Annotated in this window: 21 protein-coding genes and 1 pseudogene; 13 read left to right on the top strand and 9 right to left on the bottom strand. The window is 71.1% G+C overall.

What is annotated here, in order from left to right; all coding sequences use genetic code 11:
• Window positions 1–126 precede the first annotated feature (126 nt).
• From OG885_RS17700 to OG885_RS17690, 3 genes are read left to right on the top strand one after another with little or no spacing between them, the layout of a single operon-like run.
• Complete coding sequence (locus tag OG885_RS17700; protein WP_405732303.1) at window positions 127–540, top strand: hypothetical protein; 414 nt, start codon at window positions 127–129, stop codon at window positions 538–540.
• Between the two features lie 47 nt (window positions 541–587).
• A complete protein-coding gene (locus OG885_RS17695; RefSeq protein WP_405732300.1) occupies window positions 588–980 on the top strand; it encodes a hypothetical protein in 393 nt (130 codons plus the stop codon).
• Window positions 980–3,466: a DUF4132 domain-containing protein gene (locus OG885_RS17690; RefSeq protein WP_405732297.1), complete on the top strand. Its 2,487-nt coding sequence runs from the start codon at window positions 980–982 to the stop codon at window positions 3,464–3,466. Before OG885_RS17695 ends, OG885_RS17690 begins: the two co-directional genes overlap by 1 nt.
• An 18-nt stretch (window positions 3,467–3,484) precedes the next feature.
• On the opposite strand, the pseudogene OG885_RS17685 reads toward OG885_RS17690, so the two are convergent.
• The 7 genes and pseudogenes from OG885_RS17685 to OG885_RS17655 all read right to left on the bottom strand — a co-directional run bounded on the left by OG885_RS17685 (window position 3,485) and on the right by OG885_RS17655 (window position 9,006).
• A pseudogene (locus OG885_RS17685) lies at window positions 3,485–4,047 on the bottom strand (hypothetical protein).
• Window positions 4,048–4,093: 46 nt separating this feature from the next.
• On the bottom strand, window positions 4,094–4,702 hold the full coding sequence (locus OG885_RS17680; protein ID WP_405732294.1) for a Uma2 family endonuclease: 609 nt from the start codon (window positions 4,700–4,702) through the stop codon (window positions 4,094–4,096).
• A 155-nt stretch (window positions 4,703–4,857) separates the two neighbouring features.
• Window positions 4,858–5,619, bottom strand: coding sequence for a succinate dehydrogenase iron-sulfur subunit (locus tag OG885_RS17675; protein ID WP_046261720.1), 762 nt, complete (start codon window positions 5,617–5,619; stop codon window positions 4,858–4,860).
• Window positions 5,619–7,373, bottom strand: a complete 1,755-nt coding sequence (gene sdhA / locus OG885_RS17670; protein ID WP_405732291.1) for a succinate dehydrogenase flavoprotein subunit — start codon at window positions 7,371–7,373, stop codon at window positions 5,619–5,621. The genes OG885_RS17675 and sdhA overlap by 1 nt, the downstream gene beginning before the upstream one ends.
• A 22-nt stretch (window positions 7,374–7,395) precedes the next feature.
• A complete protein-coding gene (locus OG885_RS17665) occupies window positions 7,396–7,881 on the bottom strand; it encodes a succinate dehydrogenase hydrophobic membrane anchor subunit (RefSeq protein WP_405732288.1) in 486 nt (161 codons plus the stop codon).
• A gap of 5 nt (window positions 7,882–7,886) precedes the next feature.
• On the bottom strand, window positions 7,887–8,267 hold the full coding sequence (gene sdhC / locus OG885_RS17660) for a succinate dehydrogenase, cytochrome b556 subunit (RefSeq protein WP_399949131.1): 381 nt from the start codon (window positions 8,265–8,267) through the stop codon (window positions 7,887–7,889).
• A 169-nt stretch (window positions 8,268–8,436) separates the two neighbouring features.
• Window positions 8,437–9,006 carry a 2-oxo-4-hydroxy-4-carboxy-5-ureidoimidazoline decarboxylase gene (locus tag OG885_RS17655; RefSeq protein WP_405732285.1) on the bottom strand — a complete coding sequence of 190 codons (570 nt, stop codon included), beginning with the start codon at window positions 9,004–9,006 and terminating at the stop codon, window positions 8,437–8,439.
• Between the two features lie 155 nt (window positions 9,007–9,161).
• Here OG885_RS17655 and OG885_RS17650 point away from each other — a divergent pair, with 155 nt between their 5' ends.
• The 4 genes from OG885_RS17650 (at window position 9,162) to OG885_RS17635 (ending at window position 12,839) form a co-directional block, all read left to right on the top strand.
• Window positions 9,162–10,835: a beta-N-acetylhexosaminidase gene (locus tag OG885_RS17650; RefSeq protein WP_405732282.1), complete on the top strand. Its 1,674-nt coding sequence runs from the start codon at window positions 9,162–9,164 to the stop codon at window positions 10,833–10,835.
• A 46-nt stretch (window positions 10,836–10,881) separates the two neighbouring features.
• Window positions 10,882–11,565, top strand: coding sequence for a DUF4328 domain-containing protein (locus tag OG885_RS17645; RefSeq protein WP_405732279.1), 684 nt, complete (start codon window positions 10,882–10,884; stop codon window positions 11,563–11,565).
• 95 nt (window positions 11,566–11,660) lie between these two features.
• Window positions 11,661–12,167 carry a hypothetical protein gene (locus OG885_RS17640; protein WP_405732276.1) on the top strand — a complete coding sequence of 169 codons (507 nt, stop codon included), beginning with the start codon at window positions 11,661–11,663 and terminating at the stop codon, window positions 12,165–12,167.
• A 117-nt stretch (window positions 12,168–12,284) separates the two neighbouring features.
• Window positions 12,285–12,839: a hypothetical protein gene (locus OG885_RS17635; RefSeq protein ID WP_405732273.1), complete on the top strand. Its 555-nt coding sequence runs from the start codon at window positions 12,285–12,287 to the stop codon at window positions 12,837–12,839.
• Between the two features lie 51 nt (window positions 12,840–12,890).
• Here OG885_RS17635 and OG885_RS17630 read toward each other — a convergent pair whose 3' ends face one another.
• Window positions 12,891–13,376, bottom strand: a complete 486-nt coding sequence (locus OG885_RS17630; RefSeq protein ID WP_405732270.1) for a DUF1877 family protein — start codon at window positions 13,374–13,376, stop codon at window positions 12,891–12,893.
• A 111-nt stretch (window positions 13,377–13,487) separates the two neighbouring features.
• Here OG885_RS17630 and OG885_RS17625 point away from each other — a divergent pair, with 111 nt between their 5' ends.
• Window positions 13,488–13,886, top strand: a complete 399-nt coding sequence (locus tag OG885_RS17625; RefSeq protein WP_405732267.1) for a hypothetical protein — start codon at window positions 13,488–13,490, stop codon at window positions 13,884–13,886.
• A gap of 53 nt (window positions 13,887–13,939) precedes the next feature.
• Here OG885_RS17625 and OG885_RS17620 read toward each other — a convergent pair whose 3' ends face one another.
• A complete protein-coding gene (locus OG885_RS17620) occupies window positions 13,940–16,654 on the bottom strand; it encodes an N-acetylmuramoyl-L-alanine amidase (RefSeq protein WP_405732264.1) in 2,715 nt (904 codons plus the stop codon).
• A gap of 216 nt (window positions 16,655–16,870) precedes the next feature.
• Here OG885_RS17620 and OG885_RS17615 point away from each other — a divergent pair, with 216 nt between their 5' ends.
• The 5 genes from OG885_RS17615 (at window position 16,871) to OG885_RS17595 (ending at window position 20,969) form a co-directional block, all read left to right on the top strand.
• The gene (locus OG885_RS17615) at window positions 16,871–17,302 is read left to right on the top strand and encodes a hypothetical protein (RefSeq protein ID WP_405732261.1); all 432 of its coding nucleotides are present in this window, start codon (window positions 16,871–16,873) and stop codon (window positions 17,300–17,302) included.
• Between the two features lie 130 nt (window positions 17,303–17,432).
• Complete coding sequence (locus OG885_RS17610) at window positions 17,433–18,050, top strand: RNA polymerase sigma factor (RefSeq protein ID WP_399949112.1); 618 nt, start codon at window positions 17,433–17,435, stop codon at window positions 18,048–18,050.
• Window positions 18,051–18,083: 33 nt separating this feature from the next.
• Window positions 18,084–18,827, top strand: a complete 744-nt coding sequence (locus tag OG885_RS17605; protein WP_405732258.1) for a hypothetical protein — start codon at window positions 18,084–18,086, stop codon at window positions 18,825–18,827.
• Window positions 18,828–19,179: 352 nt separating this feature from the next.
• Complete coding sequence (locus OG885_RS17600) at window positions 19,180–19,869, top strand: RNA polymerase sigma factor (RefSeq protein WP_405732255.1); 690 nt, start codon at window positions 19,180–19,182, stop codon at window positions 19,867–19,869.
• Window positions 19,869–20,969, top strand: coding sequence for a hypothetical protein (locus tag OG885_RS17595; protein ID WP_405732253.1), 1,101 nt, complete (start codon window positions 19,869–19,871; stop codon window positions 20,967–20,969). Before OG885_RS17600 ends, OG885_RS17595 begins: the two co-directional genes overlap by 1 nt.
• The last annotated feature ends 183 nt before the right edge of the window (window positions 20,970–21,152 follow it).

The following is a 21,152-nucleotide window of genomic DNA, read 5'->3' as shown; positions in this document are numbered from 1 at the left end:
CAGATTAGGTGCGGGGACGACGGTTGCCGGGCGGACCGCCCACGAGGTCACTCATTGGGCCGAGAAAGCACGCGCCGCGTCGGTACGCTGAGCGCTCGCCGGCGCTGTACGACGGAGGGGGCGGGGATGGTTCCGGGAGCAGAGGCCTTCTTCGGCGAGGTACGGGCGGCGTTCGCCGGGACCGCGCGAAGACTGGCGCTGGACGGTCCGTTGGAGCAGACCGCCGACCGGCATCTCGCGGTGGTGACGTACACCGGCGCCGACGTGCGCTACAAGGCTGTCCTCGGGCTGTGGGCGGGCGACGTCGAGATCCACGTCTGCCGGGACGCCGAGGCCACCGAGTGCAAGGTCGGCGTCGAGAAGCTGGCGCGGGCCGCGGGGGTCGGGGGCGCGGCCTCGTTCGGCGCCCGCAGCATGCGCCAGCTGCGGAAGTCCCTGACCAGCCAGGTCCGTTACGTCGAACTGGTCCATCCGCTGGTCACCGTCGAGCTGATGCGGGCGGCCGGGGCACGGGAGTGGAGCCGGCCGCTGGTGCGGTGAGCCCTGCGGGAACGGCGTTGTCAGTGGTGGGCCGTACTGTCGGCGGCATGGGATTCGTGACGTTCGTCGACGAGACGACAAGCGGGGGCCGCAGCGACGGCTGGGGGCTGGAAATCGCCGAAGAGCGGCTCAGCGTGCGGGAGTTGATCCGCCGCCGGGTCTTCCAGGAGGTCGCCGAGTACAACGCGCGCACCCCCGAGGTCTTCCAGGGCCTGGTGCAGCCCGACGACACCGAGCGCGTGCTCAACGGCTACGCGCTGCGGACGCCCCGCCGCATAGACCCGGAGAAGCAGACGGCCCTGGCGCTGAGGGCGTTCGCGGGGAACGGCTTCCTGGTGCTGGTCGGCGACCGCCAGATGACCGAGCTCGACGAGGAGATCGAGCTGGGCCTGTCGACCGAGGTCACCTTCCTCAAGCTCGTGGCCCTGGTGGGTGGCTGATGACCGAGTCGACCGAGGGGCGCGCCGAGCTGATCCGGGACGTCCTCGCGCTGACGGCGGCCGAGGACGCCGAGAGGCTGGCGCCGAAACTGCTGGAGCTCGCCGAGCTGGTCGGCGGCCCATGGGGCGGGCCCGAACAGGAGGTCCTCAAGGCGCTGCGGATCGTCGAACCCCCGTTCCGGCCCCGGCTGATGCACCGGCTGGCCGAGCGGTACTTCGAGCTGGACCAGGGCGCGGACGGCCGCCGGCACATCATGCACATGCTGGCCAACCTGCGGGACCGGACGATCGACGACGACCATCCGCGCGACCTGCGGTCCGTCCTGATCGCCGTGCTGTCCGAGCAGGAGGCGCACCACGACGTGACCCAACTCCTCCGCCTCACCGAGCTGGAACGCGCGGACGGCAACGACCTCCCGGGCGACTTTGTCGCACTGATCCGCCGCACGCGCCTGACGTCGTGGAACGGAAAGGAGCGGCTGAGCCCCTTGGTCGCGACGCTCACCCACCCCGTGGTGAACCCGGGAGAGGCCTGGTCCGACCACGCCCTGGCGGACCTGGCCGGACTCGACGAGGACTGGTCGCGGCTCGTCGCCCACGCGGCGACCGCCACCGCCGCCCGCCCCTCGCCCAAGTGGGAGGAGACCGGGCGGGCCCTGATCGAGGCCGTCGGCCCGGAGCCGGTGCGGCAACGCCTCACGGACTGGCTGCGCCTGGTGGGACGCCCCCGCACCCGCCCCCTCCTCGTCCCGCCGTACGGCACCGACCCCAACGTCACCTTCGACCCGTACAACGCCGACGTCCTGCGCGGACTGACCTGGCTCCTCTCCTTCCTGCCGCCCCACCCCGAGACCGCCCGCACCCTGGGCGCCGTCGTCGAGACCTCGCTCAAGAAGGTCTCCGGCCTGGGCCCGGTCAACCCCAAGGTCGCCAACGCCGGTGTCACCGCCCTGGCCCGCGTCGACGGCGCGGCGGCCCTCGCCGAACTGGCCCGCCTCGCCACCCGGGTCACCTACAAGGGCACCCTCAAGCTGCTCAACACGTCACTCGACGCGCGCGCCGAGGCCATGGGCCTCAGCCGCGGGGAGATCGAGGAACTGGCCGTCCCCGCCTACGGTCTGACGGCGGTGGGCCGTGCCGAGCACCAGCTCGGCGAGACCACGGCGACCATCGAGGTCCAGGGCACCAAGGCGGCGCTGGGCTGGCGCAACGCCGCCGGAAAGGCCGTGAAGAGCGTCCCGGCCGGCGTCCGCCGCGACCACCCCGACGAACTCAAGGAGCTCAAGGCCGCGGTCAAGGACATCGACAAGATGCTCTCGGCCCAGAGCGAGCGCCTGGACCGTCAGTTCCTGGCCCGCCGCACCTGGTCCTTCGCCGCCTGGCGCGAGCGCTACCTGGACCACCCCCTCGTCGGCACACTCGCCCGCCGCCTGCTGTGGACGATCGACGGCACCACGGCCGGCTATGCCGACGGCGCCCTGCGCACCCTCGCCGACACCCCGGTGGACAGCGGCAGCGAGGTCGCGCTCTGGCACCCCGTCGAGCATGAACCCGCCGAGATCGTCGCCTGGCGCGACTGGCTCGAACGCCACGGCATCACCCAGCCGTTCAAGCAGGCCCACCGCGAGGTGTATCTGCTGACGGACGCGGAACGCGCGACCGGCACCTACTCCAACCGCTTCGCCGCGCACTACCTCCGCCAGCACCAGTTCCACGCCCTGGCGGCGGTCCGCGGCTGGCGCAACAAACTGCGCCTGAGCGTGGACGACGAGGCGCCGCCCGCCACCCGCGAGCTGCCGGAGTGGGGACTGCGCGCCGAGTACTGGATCGAGGGCGACGGCGGCGAGAACCACGAGGACCTCACCGACTCGGGCAGCTTCCTGCGGCTGCGCACCGACCAGGTCCGCTTCTACCCGATCGACGCACCGGAGAACTCCGCGCACTGCTGCGGCGGCGAGTACGGCATGTGGCTGCGCGACGGCGCGGACCCGGTGGACCCGATCCCCGTCACGGAGATCCCGCCCCTGATCCTCTCCGAAGTCCTGCGCGACGTGGACCTGTTCGTCGGAGTCGCGAGCGTCGGCAACGACCCGACCTGGCAGGACGGCGGCCCCGGCGGCCGGTTCCGCGAGTACTGGACGTCGTACGGCTTCGGCGAACTGGGCGCGGGCGCCGAGACCCGCCGGACCCTGTTGGAACGCCTGATCCCGAGGCTGGCGATAGCCGACCGCTGCACGCTGGAAGGACGCTTCCTCCAGGTCAAGGGCGACCGCCACACGTACAAGATCCACCTGGGCTCGGGCAACATCCTGCGCACGCCGAACGACCAGTACTTGTGCATCGTCCCGAAGTCCAACCCGTCCGCCCCGCAGGCCGGTTACCTCCCCTACGAGGGCGACCGCATGCTCGCGGTCATCCTCAGCAAGGCGATGATGCTGGCCGCCGACACGAAGATCACGGACCCGACGATCCTGAGCCAGCTGTAGCCGCTGCTGTGTACGGCCTCAGCCTCCGCAGCCACCCACCCGCCGCGTCGGGAAGGTGAACGGGTTGCCGGTGCCTCCGGTCGACACCGTCAGGTCGGGCTGCTCGACGCCGTCGAAGTAGATGGTCACGCGGTTGTCTGTCGCGTCCAGATGGAAGGCCAACACGGGAGGCCGAGGTCCGAACCCACGCCCCAGAAGTTGCCGTGGTCGGTGGGCGCGTACTGCCCGCCGAGCGGACGGACGAGCGTGGGGGCGACCCCGGACGCCTCGGCGATCATCCAGTGCGCCCAGTCCGGGGCGGTCGGGAAGGCGTCCACCCTCAGACGCAGCCGGGCCCAGTAGCTGTTGCCGGGTGCGGTCAGGTCCGGGAAGACGAGGAAGGCGCGGCCGTTGCCCTCGGTGTGGAGGCGGAGTTCGCGACCGTGGCCGGTGGAGCTGGGAGCGACGGTCAGGGAGCCGTCGGCGGTGTCGGCGGTCCACCCGTGGCCCTTCGTCACCGGGCCCAGTGGGAGGCGGTCGAAGGTCTCGCGGGCGAGGGTGCCGTGTGGGGTGGGGGTCGCCGAGGAGGGGGTGGGGAGCAACTGGGGTCACCCAAGTCCCAGGTGTCACAGGGGAGTTGGCTGGATCTCAGCCGCTCTTCGGCTGGCCTGCCTTGAGGATCTCCGCGACGTCGAGGGTGACTTCGGCGCCGATGGAGTCGGGGAGAGTGACGACTTCGCCGGGGGCGTGAGGGCGGTGGTTCTCGTATTTGTCCCCGGCGGGGTCGGTGAGGACGTGGAGGCGCTGGTGCTTGCGGTCGACGATGACGTAGACCGGGACCTTCGCCTCCGCGTAGGCGGTGACCTTGGTGCGCAGGTCGGCCCGGTAGTTGCTGGAGGTGACCTCCAGAACCAGGCGGAAGCAGACCGGGTCGTAGCAGTTGTTCTCGATGTAGTGATCTTCGAAATCGGCGTCGAGCAGCGAGAGGTCTGGGATCGCGTAGTCCTCGAGGCCAGTCGGCAGCCACAGTCCAACGCCCTGCAGTACCGCTGATCCAGCCCCGTGGAGACCGGCGGACAGGAATGGCAGCATCAAGTCGGTCAGGGCCTTGGCGTGCGGGGCGTCGGGGGGCGGGGACACGAGGATCTGGCCTCCGATGATCTCGACGCGGTAGCCCGGGTTGCGCTCCATGAGCCGATTGGCCTGAGCGATGAGCGGCCGGTCGCCGTGAGGCTGCTCGACGGCTGTTGCGGACATCGCGTGCCTCCCGTGGGCTGGTGCCGAGAACATCATCGTAGGCCGACCCCCACCGGTATGTCCTTAACGATCACGTTCACCCAAACGGGTGTCCACACGCCAGAAGGCCCCGCTCCCAAAGGAAACGGGGCCTCACAGCCGTACCGGAATCGACCTCAGAACCGGCGCGTGATCAGCGCCTTCTTCACCTCGGCGATCGCCTTCGTGACCTCGATGCCACGCGGGCAGGCGTCCGTGCAGTTGAAGGTGGTGCGGCAGCGCCACACACCGTCACGGTCGTTGAGGATCTCCAGGCGCTGCTCCCCGGCCTCGTCACGCGAGTCGAAGATGAAGCGGTGGGCGTTGACGATGGCGGCCGGACCGAAGTACTGGCCGTCGTTCCAGAAGACCGGGCACGAGGAGGTGCAGGCGGCGCAGAGGATGCACTTCGTCGTGTCGTCGAAGCGCTCGCGGTCCTCGGCCGTCTGGAGACGCTCGCGCGTCGGCTCGTTCGTGTCCTTCGTGATGAGGAAGGGCATGACGTCGCGGTACGCCTGGAAGAACGGCTCCATGTCGACGACCAGGTCCTTCAGGACCGTCAGACCCTTGATCGGCTCGACCGTGATCGGCTTCTCGGGGTTGATGTCCTTGATGAGGGTCTTGCAGGCAAGACGGTTCTTGCCGTTGATCCTCATCGCGTCCGAGCCGCAGATGCCGTGGGCGCAGGAGCGGCGGAAGGTCAGCGTGCCGTCCAGGTCCCACTTGATCTTGTGGAGGCCGTCAAGGACGCGCTCCTTGGGGTCGATCTCCAGCTGGAAGTCTTCCCAGGTCGCCTCGGCCGAGATCTCCGGGTTGAAGCGGCGGACTCGGAACGTGACGGTGATGTAGGGAGAGGCCGCGGACTCCGCCTCGACCTTGTCCAGAACAGGGGTAGCCATCAGTACTTACGCTCCATCGGCTGGTAGCGGGTCTGGACGACCGGCTTGTAGTCGAGACGGATCGACTCGGCGCCGTCGTCGCCCACCTCGCGGTACGCCATGGTGTGGCGCATGAAGTTGACGTCGTCGCGGTTGGGGTAGTCCTCGCGGTAGTGACCGCCGCGGGACTCCTTGCGGGCGAGCGCGGAGACCGCCATGACCTCGGCGAGGTCGAGCAGGTTGCCGAGCTCGATCGCCTCCAGCAGGTCCGTGTTGAAACGACGGCCCTTGTCCTGGATCGCGACGTTCTTGTAGCGCTCGCGCAGCTCCGCGATCTTCTCGACCGCCGTCTTGATCGTCTGCTCGGTGCGGAACACCATGACGTTGGCGTCCATGGTCTCCTGCAGCTCGCGACGGAGGACCGATACGCGCTCCGTACCCGTTGACGCGCGCAGCCTCTCGACCTGCTCGACCACGAACTCGGCCGGGTTCTCCGGCAGCTCGACGTAGTCGGCCGTGTGGCTGTACTCGGCGGCGGCGATGCCCGCACGCCGGCCGAACACGTTGATGTCCAGGAGGCTGTTCGTGCCCAGACGGTTGGCGCCGTGCACCGAGACGCAGGCCACCTCGCCGGCCGCGTACAGGCCCGGAACGACCGTGGTGTTGTCCGACAGGACCTCACCCTGGACGTTCGTCGGGATGCCGCCCATGGCGTAGTGCGCGGTGGGCTGGATCGGGATCGGGTCCGTGTACGGCTCGATGCCCAGGTAGGTGCGCGCGAACTCGGTGATGTCCGGGAGCTTCGCGTCCAGCTGCTCCGGCGGGAGGTGGGTGAGGTCGAGGTAGACGTGGTCGCCCTCGGGACCGCAGCCGCGGCCCTCACGGATCTCCGTGTAGATGGAGCGCGACACGACGTCACGGGACGCGAGGTCCTTCATGACCGGCGCGTACTTCTCCATGAAGCGCTCGCCGTCCTTGTTGCGGAGGATGCCGCCCTCACCGCGGGCGCCCTCCGTCAGCAGGATGCCCATGCGCCAGATGCCGGTCGGGTGGAACTGGAAGAACTCCATGTCCTCCAGCGGCAGACCGCGGCGGTACACCGCGGCCTGGCCGTCACCGGTCAGGGTGTGGGCGTTCGACGTCACCTTGAAGAACTTGCCGGTGCCGCCGGAGGCGTAGATCACGGCCTTCGCCTGGAAGACGTGGATCTCGCCGGTCGCGAGCTCGTACGCCACCACACCGGCCGACTTCTTGACGCCGTCGACCTCGGTGATGAGCTGGTCGAGGACGTAGAACTCGTTGAAGAACTCCACACCCTCCTTCACGCAGTTCTGGTACAGCGTCTGGAGGATCATGTGGCCGGTGCGGTCGGCCGCGTAGCAGGACCGGCGGACCGGGGCCTCACCGTGGTTGCGGGAGTGACCGCCGAAACGGCGCTGGTCGATCGTCCCGTCGGGCGTCCGGTTGAACGGCAGGCCCATCTTCTCCAGGTCGAGGACGGCGTCGATGGCCTCCTTCGCCAGGATCTCGGCGGCGTCCTGGTCGACCAGGTAGTCACCGCCCTTGACCGTGTCGAAGGTGTGCCACTCCCAGTTGTCCTCCTCCACGTTGGCCAGCGCGGCGGCCATGCCGCCCTGCGCGGCGCCCGTGTGGGAGCGGGTGGGGTAGAGCTTGGTGAGCACGGCGGTACGGCTGCGCTTCGTCGACTCGATCGCGGCGCGCATGCCGGCGCCGCCCGCGCCGACGATGACGGTGTCGTACTTGTGGATCTTCATCAGGAATTCCTCAGCCCCGTGCCTAGCGGATGTTCGGGTCGAAGGTGAAGATCACCAGCGTGCCCAGCAGGATGGTGAACACCGTGGCGGTGTAGAGCAGGCCCTTCAGCCACAGCCGGGTGTTCGCGCGCTCCGCGTAGTCGTTGATGACCGTGCGCAGGCCGTTGGCGCCGTGCAGCATCGCGAGCCAGAGCATCAGCAGGTCCCAGACCTGCCAGAACGGGGACGCCCAGCGGCCGGCCACGAAGGCGAAGCCGATCTTGGAGACGCCGCCGTCGAGCACCAGCTGGATCAGCAGGTGGCCGATGACCAGGACGACCAGCACGACGCCGGACAGGCGCATGAACAGCCAGGCCGCCATCTCGAAGTTGCCCCGAGTGGACTTCGGGGTCTTCTTGGTGCGCTTGCGCGGCGCCTCGATGAACGGGGCCGGGTTGTCGACGTTGTAGAGCTCGCCGCCCTCGACGGGGCCGATCCCGGAGTCGGCGCTCTTCTCAGTAATGGACATGCGCGTCAGCTCCCGAACAGTTCACGAGCGGCGTGGCCGAGGACGGGGTAGACCGCCCCGATCATCAGCACGAGCCACAGGCCGACGACCGACCAGAGCAGCTGCTTCTGGTAGCGGGGGCCCTTCGACCAGAAGTCGACGGCGATGACACGCAGGCCGTTGAGCGCGTGGAAGAGGATGGCGGCGACGAGGCCGTACTCCAGCAGCGCAACGATGGGCGTCTTGTACGTGGCTACGACCCTGTCGTAGTCCTCAGGGGAGACACGGACGAGAGCGGTGTCCAGCACGTGAACGAACAGGAAGAAGAAGATGAGGACGCCGGTGACTCGATGAGCCACCCAGGACCACATTCCTTCCCGGCCGCGGTACAGCGTTCCAGCCGGCACGGAAGTCCCTCCGGGAGCGGGGATTGGGGCCGCGCCGGCTTGTGCTGTCGGTCGGGCCCGGCCGGGTACGGTCCACCGGCCCCCAGCATGTTATCGATGCGGCGGGATTTGGCTTACGCCGGGCCTACCGGTGTGATCAAAGTGGCATGCGTATGGGTGAGTGGTGCGGCTAATGGGGTGGGGTGTCCTGGTATTCGCCGGGCGCGGCGCCGTCGTGGCTGGTCGCGCAGTTCCCCGCGCCCCTGAGTCGCTCCACCAAGCGTGCCTTTGCAAGGCGGCGGAGTTCCTCCCAGGCCACTACCCGCTCCTCCTCCGGATCGTTTGTCAATCGTGACCGGATCCCGGCCAGTACGTGGTCCAGGGCCTCGTCCGGTTTCAGGCCGTCCAGGCAGATCACGAACGCATGTCCGAACTTCGCCTCGTATGCGGCATGGGCGGCGTCAAGTGCCATATGGGCGATGTCGTACGTCTCGTCCGGCAAAGCCGTCAATGTCTCGCCCGCCAGTGCCTCCGACAGGTCCGCCGGGGTCAGGTCGTAGGCCGCCTCGTCGGATGCGGCGAGTAGGGCCGGGGCGTCCGGGTAGGGGCGGTGGGCGGTGATGCGGTCCGCCCAGCGGAGGCTGCGGAGGCAGGTGAGCAGGAGCTTTTGGGCCTCGGCTGCGGGGGCGATGTTGAAGGCGTCCAGGACTGTGGGCAGCGCCGGTATGGCGACTCGGCCAGGAAGGTGTGTGGGCGTCACGTGTGTTTCGGCAGGGGATGCTGGGAGAGGTGTGACGTCACGCTATCGAGTGCGGACATGACGTGTCCGACAGATGCCCGAATTTCACTCGCACGGGAGAGTTTCGGAACGTGTGGTGGACACTTCCGGCCACCCCTACACCCTAGGTTGGGCTCGTGAGCCAGCACAGGCGTCGGCCGCCGGCGCAGAAGGCGCGGCAGGTGAGGACACGGGCGGTGATCGTGACGGCGGTGGCCGTGACGGTCGCGGCCGGGGTCGGGATCGGGCTGTGGGCCTCGGGGGACGGGGACGACAGCGGTCCCGCGGGGTCCGCGGCGCGACAGCCCTCCGAGGGGCGGTCGGCCACGTCCGCCGGCCCGTCGTCCGCTTCGCCCAGTCCGAGTCCCAGTCCGACCCGCAGCTATCCCCTCTCGCAGTCCCCGCGGACGATTCCCGCGGTGGCGGCCCACACGCCGGAACGGGGGCCGGGCTGGCGGCCGCGGAGCGGGGAGCGGGTCGTGGTGAGCGACGCGGAACTCGCCGACGAGGGGCGGCTGGTCGCGAGTGAGCTGGGGCTGACGTACGCGGGGCAGAAGAGCGACACACGGGGCGGGGATCTGCGGCTCGTGCTGAACGACGACGCCGGGGGCGATCCGGAGTCGTACACCATGACCGTGCGCGGCGGGCAGGTCACCATCAGCGGGGCCGCCGACGCCGGGGTGTTCTACGGGACGCGGACGCTCAAGCAGGAGGTGCGCGGCGGGGGCACGGCGCCCGAGGGCGTCGTCAAGGACGCGCCGGCCAAGCCGGTGCGCGGGTTCATGCTGGACATCGCGCGCAAGCACTACACCGCGGGGTGGATCGAGGACCGGGTGCGGGAGCTCGGGGATCTGAAGTTCAACGAGCTGGGGCTGCACTTCTCCGACGACCAGGGGTTCCGGATCGAGTCGACGTCGCATCCCGAGATCGTGTCCGCGCAGCATCTGACCCGGGCCGAGGTGAAGCGGATCATCGACCTCGCCGCCGAACGGCACATCACGATCGTCCCCGAGATCGACTCGCCCGGGCATCTCGGCGCCGTCATCGCCGCGCACCCCAGCCTCCAGCTGCTGAACGCGTCGGGCGTCGCCGCGCGGGGTGCGGTGGACATCTCCCAGGACGCGGCCGCGACGATCGTCGACGAGCTGCTCGACGAGTACGCCGACCTGTTCCCCGGCGACCGATGGAACCTCGGCGGCGACGAGTACCGGGCGCTGATGGTGTCCGACCCCGAGGCGTCGTACCCGCAGCTCGCCACCGCCGCGCGCAAGGCGTACGGCACCGGCGGGACCGTCGCCGACCTCACCACCGGCTGGCTCAACGACCGCGCCGACACGATCCGGAAGCACGGCAGGACGATGCGCGTGTGGAACGACGGCTTCTTCCGGGGGACGTCCGTGCAGCCGGCCAAGGACCTTCAGGTGGCCTACTGGACCGGCAAGGAGATCGGGGCGCGGCAGCCGACGGAGTATCTGAGCGCGGGCCGCGAGCTCATCAACTACAACGACCTGTTCCTCTACTACGTCCTCGGCCAGCCGAACCAGTTCTACTACCCCACGGGTCAGCGGATCTACGAGGAGTGGACCCCGCGCGTGGTGCGCGGCACGCAGGCGGTCGACGCCAAGTACGACGACCAGATCCTCGGCGGCTCCTTCGCGGTGTGGGGCGACTATCCGGGCGCCCAGACCCAGGAGCAGATCGCGGCCGGCATCCGGCTGCCGCTGCGGGCGCTCGTGCAGAAGCTGTGGGACGCGGACAAGCCCCCGCTGACCTGGACGGAGTTCAAGTCCCTGGCGGACCGGCTGGGTTGAGAAAGCGTCTGGACTTACCGGGTTGGCGAACGTATGTTCCCCACTCGTGATCGACAACCGACATGACCACTTCATCGCGCCGGCCGCCTGGCTCCAGTCACCGATCGGGCTCGGTCGGGCCGCCGTCGCCGGGCTCGGCGTGGTCGTCGCCACCGATGTGTTCGCCATCGGGTCGGGCGTCTTCGTCTACGACGTGAGCGGCGACCTGGAGAGCGGCGCCCTCCTCGACGGGCGGGCCGAGCTCGCGGACCGGCTCTACTCCGGGGCCGGCGTCGCCCAGACCGTCGCGCTGCTCACGACCGCCGTCCTCTTCCTGTGCTGGTTCCACCGGGTACGGGTCAACGCCGAGGTCTTCGACCCGTACGGGCACGACAAGACGCGCGGCTGGGCGATCTGGGGCTGGCTCGTGCCGATCGTCAACCTCTGGTACCCGCGCCGGATGACGCTGGACATCTGGGACGCCAGCAGCCCCTGTAGCGCGCCCCGGCCGCACGGCCTGGTCAACACCTGGTGGACGTTCTGGGTGATCTCGCTGCTCTCCGACCGGGCCGCGTCCACCGCGTACCGCGGGGCCGAGAGCGCCGACGAGATCCGGGACGCCGTGGGGCAGCTGATGTTCACGGACGCCGTCGACGTCGTCGCCGCCGCCCTCGCCATCGCCGTCGTGCTGCGGCTGAACCGCATGCAGTACGAGAAGGCCCTCGCCGGCCCCGCCCCGCTGCCCGCCTGAGTCGCGGCGGATTGTCCGATACGGCTGCGAACTGCCGTGCGACTGTGGTGTATTCGGCCCGAGCCGCAGCCGAGAGTGTGCCGGGGGGAGCCGGAATGGGCTACTGGGGGTATTTCGTCGTGGGCCGCAGCGAGCGGCCGCTCAAGGAGCTGGAGGCGCTGGCCGGGGCGGCCGAGGGGCTGAGTCCCAGGAGTGAGGCGGCCGACGGCTGGCAGGTGTGGGAGTACCCGAGCGGGGACGGGGACGTCGGCAGCATGAACGCGCTGGCCCGGGAGACCGGGGCGCCCGCGCTGTTCGGGTATGTGATGGACAGCGCCTGTGTGGTCGTCGAGGCAGCCGGGCCGGAGAGTGGGGCCTGGACGACCTGTCTGGCGCGGGCGGCCATGGCCGGGTACATCGGCGCCGGTCAGGAGGGCCTCGTGCTGGAGGACTACTTCCTGGAACCGCCCGACGCCGCCGAACGGGCCGCCGCCTGGGCCGAGGAGGCGGGGCGGGCGGTGGACGCCGGGGGACTGCTGGACGTGCTGACCGCAGAGCCCGACCCACTGGCCGAAAACTTGTTCTTCCGGCTGCTCGACCAGCTGACCGTGGTGCCCCTGTGACACTCCGGGGCCGTTGCACGCAGTAAGGGGAAGTGCGGGCTCCGTTAGGGAGTTTCGCAGGCGAAGCGGTGTGACCGGGCTCCGGACGGCTCGGCGGCACCCCTCAGGGAGGCGTGGATGAGTCTGGTGGAGCTGATCGCTCAGGCCGACGAACGCGGACTGGCCGCCAGCGGGTTGGCTTGTTTGGATCGGTGCGTGCCCCTGCTGGGCGGCGACGACGAGATCCTGCGGCCGCTGTGGGCGAGCCTCGCCGACAGCGGTGCCGGCGACTGGGAGACGGGGCTGCGGGTCGCGCGGGACAAGCTCGCCGGGTCCGCCGACGCCGCCGAGGACGAGGCCGCCGACCAGGCCCGCCGGATGCTCGACGCCGCTCCGGCCGCGCTGGACGCCGCAGAGATGCGGGCGTGGGCCGACGCGTGCTCCGTCGCCTCGCTGCGGATCCACCGGCTGCTCGATCCGGCCGCGGACGACGTCCCGCTCGACGCCCGCCGCGAGGGCCGTACGGAGGGCATGCCACCGCTCGTCGCCGCCGAACTGCGGCGCCAGGTCATCGTCCTGGAGGTGCTCGCCGGGCACGGCACGGCCGGGCTGCGCCGCGCCCTGGAGGTCTCCGTCGAGGGACGGCGCGTGCTGCGGGCGGTGGTGTCACGACGGGCACGCGGCACGCGCTGACCCCCCGCCTCGCCCTGAGGACCCTTACGCCCCTTACATCCCCTGCTTTCCCTACGGCACGAGCCACTTCACCACCGCGTCGCCGTAGTGCGCCGTCTGCCCGTAGAACGCGGTGAGGTCGCGGTGGGCCGCCGCGAAGACGCCGTGCACCTCCGGCTCGGTGTCCGTGCCGCCGTACGTCGGCAGCAGCAGGTCGCGCGCGTCCAGCCACAGGTCCTCGAAGTCGGCCTCGGCGAGATAGGCGGCGACCCGGCCCGTCTGGGCGGCGGTGAGCAGCAGGAACGGAGGCAGGCCGGGGTCGCGGTGCGGTATCGGGCGGCCACCGAGCACCACATGGGTGTGCGGGCCCTCGTCGTCGCGCGTGCCGGCGTAGAGGAGTTCGTTGTCGAGGTAGCCCTTGTCCAGGATCTCTTCGCGATGCCGGCCGATCCGCTCGCGTACGGCGTTCCAGTCGTCCTCGAAGAGCTTCTCCAGCCAGGCCGGGCTGTTGCGCAGGGCCGCTGGCGGTATGGCGCGGAAGTGGAAGTACATGCTCATCAGTGACTGGAGCGCACGGGAACCGTGAAGCGTCACTCACGGGCGGACCACACATGTGAGAGGTGTCCGGATCCGGGTGACGAACGCCACGTCCGGAACGCTCTTGTGGGTGTGACGACACAGTACGAAACCAGGCCCGCGGCGGCGACGAAGCCGGTGCGGTGGGCGGCGGACGCGGTGGCGACCATGCGCGAGGGGGCACGCGTGCGGCTGGACTACTCGGCACAGAGTCTGTGGCGCGTCGACCGGATGATCGACGATCTGCGCCGCGAGGAGACTCCGTACGCCGCCGTCGAGACGGTGCTGCGCGGATTCGGGGCGTACGCCGGTGAGGTGATCGTCCGTCAGACCGGTGCCGAGTGGTGGGCGAGCGGCGGCGACCACTGGATACGTACGCCCGACGGGCGGTTGTGGGATCCGCTCGACGAGGCGCGGCTGTGTTTCGCGGGGAACGGGTCGCTGCGGCTGCTGTGCCGGGACGCGACCGGGGCGGGTTCCCCAACGACGTGAAAACGGCCGGGATCCCGCACGGTCGTGGGGATCCCGGCCGTCGCCTCGGGCGCCTACGGCGTCAGCGTCTGGCCCAGTCGGGCGTCCGTCGGCGTCGCCAGCGTCGTCTTGCTGTAGATCGCCGCCTCCGTGTAGCCGAGCCCCGTGCTGTTGCTCGGGAGGTGGAGGAGGATGCCGTCGCCGCCGTCCTCGTTGTCGGCGCCGAAGGTGAGGTCGGCGCGGCCGTAGCCGGAGAGGTCGGACAGGGAGACCGTGGAGCCGAAGCGGTCGTCGGTCTCCGTGGAACCGGGGATGCCCGAGGTGTCCTGGGAGACGGCGATCGAACCCGTCCCTGTCAGACCCGCCGAACCGCCCTTCACCAGGATCGCGTTGCCCGCGTTCGTACGGTTCACACCGTCGCGGACCAGGTCCTCGCCCGGCGCCCCCGCGAGCGCGTCCGCGTAGCCGTCGGCGTTGTAGTCGCCGACCGAGACGGAGCTGCCGAAGGCGTCGCCGGACTCGTTGCCGCCGGGGACGGACGCGGTGTCCTGGTGGATGGTCGTCATCCCGGTCGTCGTGAAGCCCGTCGACGTGCCCGGCACCATCGTGATCTGCCCGCCCGACTTGCCGCCGGACTCGGACGCCACCGGCTGGCCGATGACGATGTCGTCGTAACCGTTGCCGTTGACGTCACCGGCGGCGATGGACCGGCCGCCCTTGACCGAGATGACGCCGGCCTTGGTCAGCCCGGTCGCCGAGCCCGCGAAGCGGACGACGCGGCCGATGCCGCCGGTGTCCCGGTAGTTGAGGGCGACGTCCGCGTAGCCGTCCCGGTTGAAGTCGCCGGTCGCGGCGTCGAGGTAGGCGACGGAACCGGTGGCGGTGGTGAGGGTGCCGTAGGTCGTCTTGCCGCCGGTGATACGGACGTTGTAGCTGCCGCCCTTGCCGGCGCCCGCGGCGAACACGTCCGCCTTGCCGTCGCCGTCGAAGTCGCCGACGGTGACGGTCGAGCCGAGCTTGGCGCCCGCCGCCGTGACCCCTGAAGTGGTGTACGAGAAGCCGGTGTTCAGGGCCGGGCCGTACATCACCGTGACCTGGCCGCGGTCGGCGTTGCCGCTGGTGTCGTCCTCGCCGGGGGCGCCGATCGCGAGGTCGGCGTAGCCGTCGCCGTTCACGTCGCCCCACGCGGTCGAGGTGCCGAAGGCGTCACCGGACTCGGAGGAACCGGGGACACCGGGGCTGGACTGGGTGAGAGAGACCTTCGCCGCCGTCACCGGCCCGTCGACACTGCCCGGCACGATCCGCACCGCGTTCGCCTTCGGCACGCCCGCGACCAGGTCGGTCACGCCGTCCCGGTTGTAGTCGCTGGTGGCGAGGGCGTGCGAGATGCCCGGTGTCTTCGCGAGCGCCGCGATCCGCGACAGCTTGGAGTAGAGGTTGGCGCCCGGGCAGGCCGTGGCGTTGGTGTCCCGGTGTCCGAAGACGCGCGGCAGGGTGATCGAGCTGCCCTTGGCGACCTTGTTGCCGTCGACGCCCGCGTCACTGCCGGAGACCAGGGTGACCTTGCCGGTCGGGTCGATGCCGTACATGCCGAACTTCCACGCCACGATCCGCGCGATGGAGTCCAGCGCGGCCTTGCTGGGCTTGGCGCTCTCGTAGTTGCCGATGTACGAGATGCCGACCGTGTTGGTGTTGAACCCGATGTCGTGCGCGCCGATCACCGGCAGGTCCATGCCGCCGCTGCGGCCCTCGAAGATCTGGCCGCACTTGTCGACGACGAAGTTGTAGCCGATGTCGTAGTAGCCGCGCGCGAAGTGCTCCTGCTGGATGGAGCGCATCCGGGCCCGGGAGTTCGCGCAGGACAGGGTGTTGTCGCTGTCCATGCCGGTGTGGTGGATGACGGCGGCCTTGATCTCGGCGCCGTAGCCCGGCGTGCCGTCGTAGTCCGTCGACGCGCCCCACTCCGCCTGCGTGATGACCGGCGGCTTCACGACCGTGGAGGGCCGGGGGGCCGGGACGGTGGAGGTGGGGGAGGGGGAGGGAGACGCGGTGGTGGTCTCCGTCGGAGAAGGCGACGCCGAGTCGGTCGGCGTCGCCGAAGCCGACGCCGAAGCCGACGCCGACTCCGAAGCCGACTCGGAAACCGATGGCGACACCGACTCGCTCGGCGAGGCCTCCGGCGTCGTCGTCTCCGCCACGAACGCCGCGGGCTCCGCAGGCTCCGCAGGTTCAGCGGAGGCCGCCGACACCCCGCTGTCCCTCGGGTCCGTCCCCGGGTCCAGCAGCTTGACGTCCATCCCGGCCGGCTGGCCGCCCGCCTCGGTGCCGTCGGCGTTGACGACCCGCACCTCGACGCCGTCCGAGTCGCCGGTCCACAGCGACTCCGTACCGCCGCGCAGCGCCGCCCGCTCGCCCTCGGCGCCGTCGGCCTGGCTGGGGTCGACGGTCAGCTTCTGCCAGCCGGACCACTTGCCGGTCTCCAGGTCCCGGGTCCGCACCTCGGGCCGGCCCTTGGCCTTTGCCTCGGCGTCGTCCCAGGTCAGCAGGACCGCGCTGAACCGCTCCGTGCCGCGCTTGGCGAGGCCCTTGCGGCCCGCGCCCTCGCTCTGGAGCTTCAGTGTGTGGATGGCGGGCTTGCGGCTGACCGCCTTGCCGTCGGACTGCGCGCCCTGGTCCGCCATCGCGTACGTGACGATGCCCGCGCCGCTCAGTACGACGGCCCCGGCGGTCAGCCAGGCCCGTCTCCTGAGACTGATCGGTCGGTACGCACGGCTCCTGCGAGGACTCAACTACCCCACCCCTGTGAAATGAACTCGGTCGCATCACCTGCCACTTGGGCAGCACTTACACACAGCGCATGGCTCTGGCCAAACATCACTGGCCCAAAGGGTTGTACGGCGGCCGTGGTTTTCCTGTGTGGGAATCGCCACGCCCGTGCCCCGTGATGTTCGGGGGACGGCATCCGCTGGAACAGCGGGAGAGCCGAGCGAATGGGGTGGGGGCTCATGGGGAAGCAGGCCGAACGCGTCACCTGCGCGGACGGGATGCGGGGACAGGCGGGGGAGTTCGTGACCCGGGTCACGGCGCGCGGCCGGCTGCCGCTGGACTACTCGGTGGCCAGCCTGCGCGTCGTCGACTTCCTGATCGACGGACTGCGCAAGGGCGGCGCCGACCAGGACCGGGCGCGCGAGCCGCTGGCGGGTCTCGGTGCCTACGTCGGTGAGGTGCTGGTGCGCCGGGCGGGCGCCGTGTGGGTCGACCTCGACGAGTTGCAGCGCACGTACTTCGGCCAGGAGGTCGGCGTCCGGATGCCCGACGGCCGGGTCTGGAACCCGCTCGGCAAGGTCCTCAACCGCTTCGTGTCGGGCGGCCCCGAGGACTCCCTGCAGACCTTCTATCTGACCCTGCACGGGCGGGTCCGGCGGACCGCCGCCTGAGAAGGGCGGCCCCGGGCGTGCAGTGACACTTCCGCGCGGCCCGGCGCTGTTGTGCGTGAAGGACTTACGCAAGGGTGACCGCATCTGACGGTGCGAGATCGCCGCGAAACGTGATGAACAAGGACAGTTCTTGGGTCGAGGAGGCGAACCCCGCCGCGTGCAGGCGTACGACGTCGAGCTCGGCGCGGCTGTCGCGCGGGCCCAGGACGGCGACGAGGCCGCCTTCGCGGTCGCGTACCGGATCGTGCAGCCCGGGCTGCTCGGCTACCTCCGGGGGATCGTCGGCGACGACGCCGAGGACGTGGCTTCCGACGCCTGGCTGGAGATCGCCCGCGACCTCGGCCGGTTCAAGGGCGACGGGCCGGGCTTCCGGGGCTGGTCGGCGACGATCGCCCGGCACCGGGCGCTGGACCATCTGCGCCGGCAGAAGGTACGGCCCCGGTCGGCGACGCTCGAACAGGATGTACTGGAGCTGCCGGGCCCGCACAGCACGCACGACCAGGCCCTGGAGTCGCTCTCCACCGAGTACGCCCTGGAGCTGGTGCGCGGACTGCCGCGGGACCAGGCCGAGGCCGTGCTGCTGCGGGTGGTCGTCGGCCTCGACGGCCCCGCCGCCGCCCGCGTCCTCGGCAAGCGGCCCGGCGCGGTGCGCACCGCCGCGTACCGGGGGCTCAAGCGCCTCGCCCAGCAGCTGGGCGTCGACAGTGTGACGGATGACGACCCCCACACGCTGGGGGAGTCGAAGTGAACGACGACGGGCCGGACAGAGACAGGAACGGACATGGGTGAAAGGCAGAACGGCGGGCCCCCCGGCCGCCGGCGTGTGCACCCAGGCGCCGGCGTCCCCGGTCCACAGGGTGCGGACGGCACGCACGACGCGGCCGGTCCGGACGGCGCGGACGGCCTGGAGAAGCTCCTGGCCGAGGCCATGCGGGCGCATCCCTTCGGCGGCGAGGGCGAGCAGCGGGCCGTCGCCGCGTTCCGGGCCGCCCGGGACACGGGCACCCACCGCGCCCGTACCCGTCGCCGCGACGACTGGCGGCCACGGGAGCGCAGGAGTGCGGGCCGCTCGCTGAAGACCACCCTGTCCGTGCTCGTGGCGAGCCTGACCATCGGCGGCGTCGCGTTCGCCGCGATCGGCACCTCCGGCTCCGGCTCCCACGGCTCCGCCGGCCCGACCCCGACCCGGCAGCCGCACAGCGCCGCCTCCGAGCAGGCGGCCGGCACCACCCCGGACACCGCCACCTCCGAACCCTCGGACCGCCCGGTCACCGCCCAGGACACCGAGGCCCACTGCCGCTCCTACGAGAAGCTCCAGGGCCGCGGCAACGCCCTGGACTCGGCGGCCTGGCAGCGGCTGATCGAGGCGGCCGGCGGCGAGGACCAGGTCGCGGCGTACTGCGCGCGGCAGTTGGCGCAGGACACCCCTCACGCCAAGGCGTCGGGCAAGGGCAACGCGGCCACGGACGCGCCGGGCAACAGCGGGACGAAGCCCGAGAAGGCCACGGGCAAGAAGAAGCAGTAACCACGGGAAACCCGAAAAAAGGGCCCAGCGACTTCGCTGTGCCCTCTGCCCCGCGCCCGCGGCACGCGGAGACGGCCGGGGCCGCCACCCCCCACAGGAGAGGCCCCGGCCGTCGCGCGGCACGGGCCGCGCGGCGGCCCGTACTTCCTACAGCGCCATGAGTGCGTTTTCTGTCACACCCGGCTCGAATCGGGGTCCGCCCACCCCGTCACGAGGTAGTTGCATCTTGTACGGACATGGACGAGCAGCGGTTTCAGGTCGTAACGTGCCTTTCGCGCCGAGCGGGAGGCGAGGAACCACCGCAATCGCAGGCGGCCCCGGGGGGCCGCGACCATCGACCGAGGAACCATGCGTGCTGGGGGATGACGCGGAGCTGACCGCCGCGGTGCTTGCGGCACAGGACGGGGACGAGACCGCGTTCCGGACTGTGTACCGCGCCGTGCACCCGCGGCTGCTCGGATACGTCCGCACGCTGGTCGGCGATCCGGACGCCGAGGACGTCGCCTCCGAGGCCTGGCTGCAGATCGCCCGGGACCTCGACCGCTTCAGCGGGGACGCCGACCGCTTCCGCGGCTGGGCCGCCCGGATCGCCCGCAACCGCGCCCTGGACCACATACGCATGCGCGGCCGCCGCCCCGCGATCGGCGGCGACGAAACGGAACTGACCGGGAAGCCCGCCGAGTCCGACACCGCGGGCGAGGCCATCGAGGCCCTGGCCACCGACAGCACCCTCTCCCTCATCGCCCGGCTTCCGCAGGACCAGGCCGAGGCCGTCGTCCTGCGCGTGGTGGTGGGCCTCGACGCCAAGTCCGCGGCGGAGACGCTGGGCAAGCGGCCCGGAGCCGTGCGCACCGCCGCGCACCGCGGGCTGAAGAGGCTCGCCGAACTCCTGGGCGCCGAGGCCGCGGACGCCGCGGACGCAGCCGAACCGGAATCGGCCGAGGCCCTCGACGCCCTGCCGCCCCAGCGAGAACCGCGCGACCGCGCGGTGACGTCCGCGAGTGTGACGCATACGCGTGCGCGGACGCAGAAGGACATGTGATGGCCGACAAGCAGTACGAGTGGCTCGACCGCGAACTGGCGGAGCGATTGCTGCGCGGCGACTCACTGGACAACGCTGTCGACCCCGCCGCCCGCGACGAGGCCGAGCGGCTCGCCAAGACCCTGGGCGCGCTGTCCCAGGACCCGCCGCCGAGCACCCTCGAACTCCCCGGCGAGGAAGCCGCCCTGGCCGCCTTCCGCAAGGCCCACGCCGACCGGGGCACGATCCCCGCGGGCCCGGCGCGCGCGGACGACGGGGGCAGGGCCGCCGCGCATGCCGACGTGGGCCTCGTCCGGATCGGCGGACGGCACGGCCGTACCGCCCCTCCGGCCCGCCCCCGCCGCTCCCGCCCCGTCCGTCTCGCGCTCGCCGCCGCGCTGGCCTTCGGCCTGGCCGGCGGAGTGGCCGCCGCGGCCGGCGCCGGGCTGCTGCCGACCCCGTTCGGCGACGCCGAACCCGGCCCCAACGCCTCCGTCTCGGCCGCCGTGACCTCGGACCGCCCGCTGGTCTCGCCGTCGCCGCCCGCCGGCACCGGTGAGGGCGAGGCGACGCCGGACGGGTCCAGCGGCGCCTCCGCCGACCCCGGCGGCGGACGCGACACGGCCCGCGGTGGCGCGAGCGCCTCCCCGGGCGCCGGCACGGACGGAAAGGACGGCACGTCGGGCTCCTGGTGGAGCAAGGCGCCCTCGGCCTGCCGTGACCTGCGCGACGGCAAGGAGCTGTCCGGTGACCGGCGCCGGGCCCTGGAGGGCCTGGCGGGCGGTTCGACCCGGGTGTGGAAGTTCTGCCAGGGCGTCCTGGACACGTCCTCCGGTGCCCGTTCCGACAGCCGACCCGGCACCGGCGAGGACCGGGACGGCGCCGGCAAGGACCAGGACGGCAACGGCAAGGGCGACGGCAAGGGCGACGACGACGGTCACCACAGAGGCTCCGGCGGCGGCCACGGCCGCGGCAATGGTGGCGGCGACGGTGGCGGCAACCGGCACGACGAGGACGGGGGCCGCTCCACCGAGGAGCCGGACACCGCCGCCCCGCTCCTGCCGAAGCGGACGGAGACCTCACCGGAACCGGCGCCGAGCCCGTCGTACTCGACGCTCTGAACTCCTCCGCGGCGGGCCCCGCGGAACTTTTTCCGGGGGGTGTGACGTTTTTGGACCCGGCGACGCAGTACTGAGTGAGCCGACTGGTCATCGGCCGTCGCACAGAGCCGGGGTTCCCCCCGTACCTACGGCTCGTGCATTCGGCGCGGGCGGGACACGTTCCCCCGGTCCCGCCCGCGCCCC

Source organism: Streptomyces sp. NBC_00028 (assembly GCF_045041065.1).
In the GTDB taxonomy this organism is placed as follows: domain Bacteria; phylum Actinomycetota; class Actinomycetes; order Streptomycetales; family Streptomycetaceae; genus Streptomyces.
Note: the sequence above shows the minus strand (reverse complement) of the source record. Positions and strands in the feature narration are given on the sequence as shown.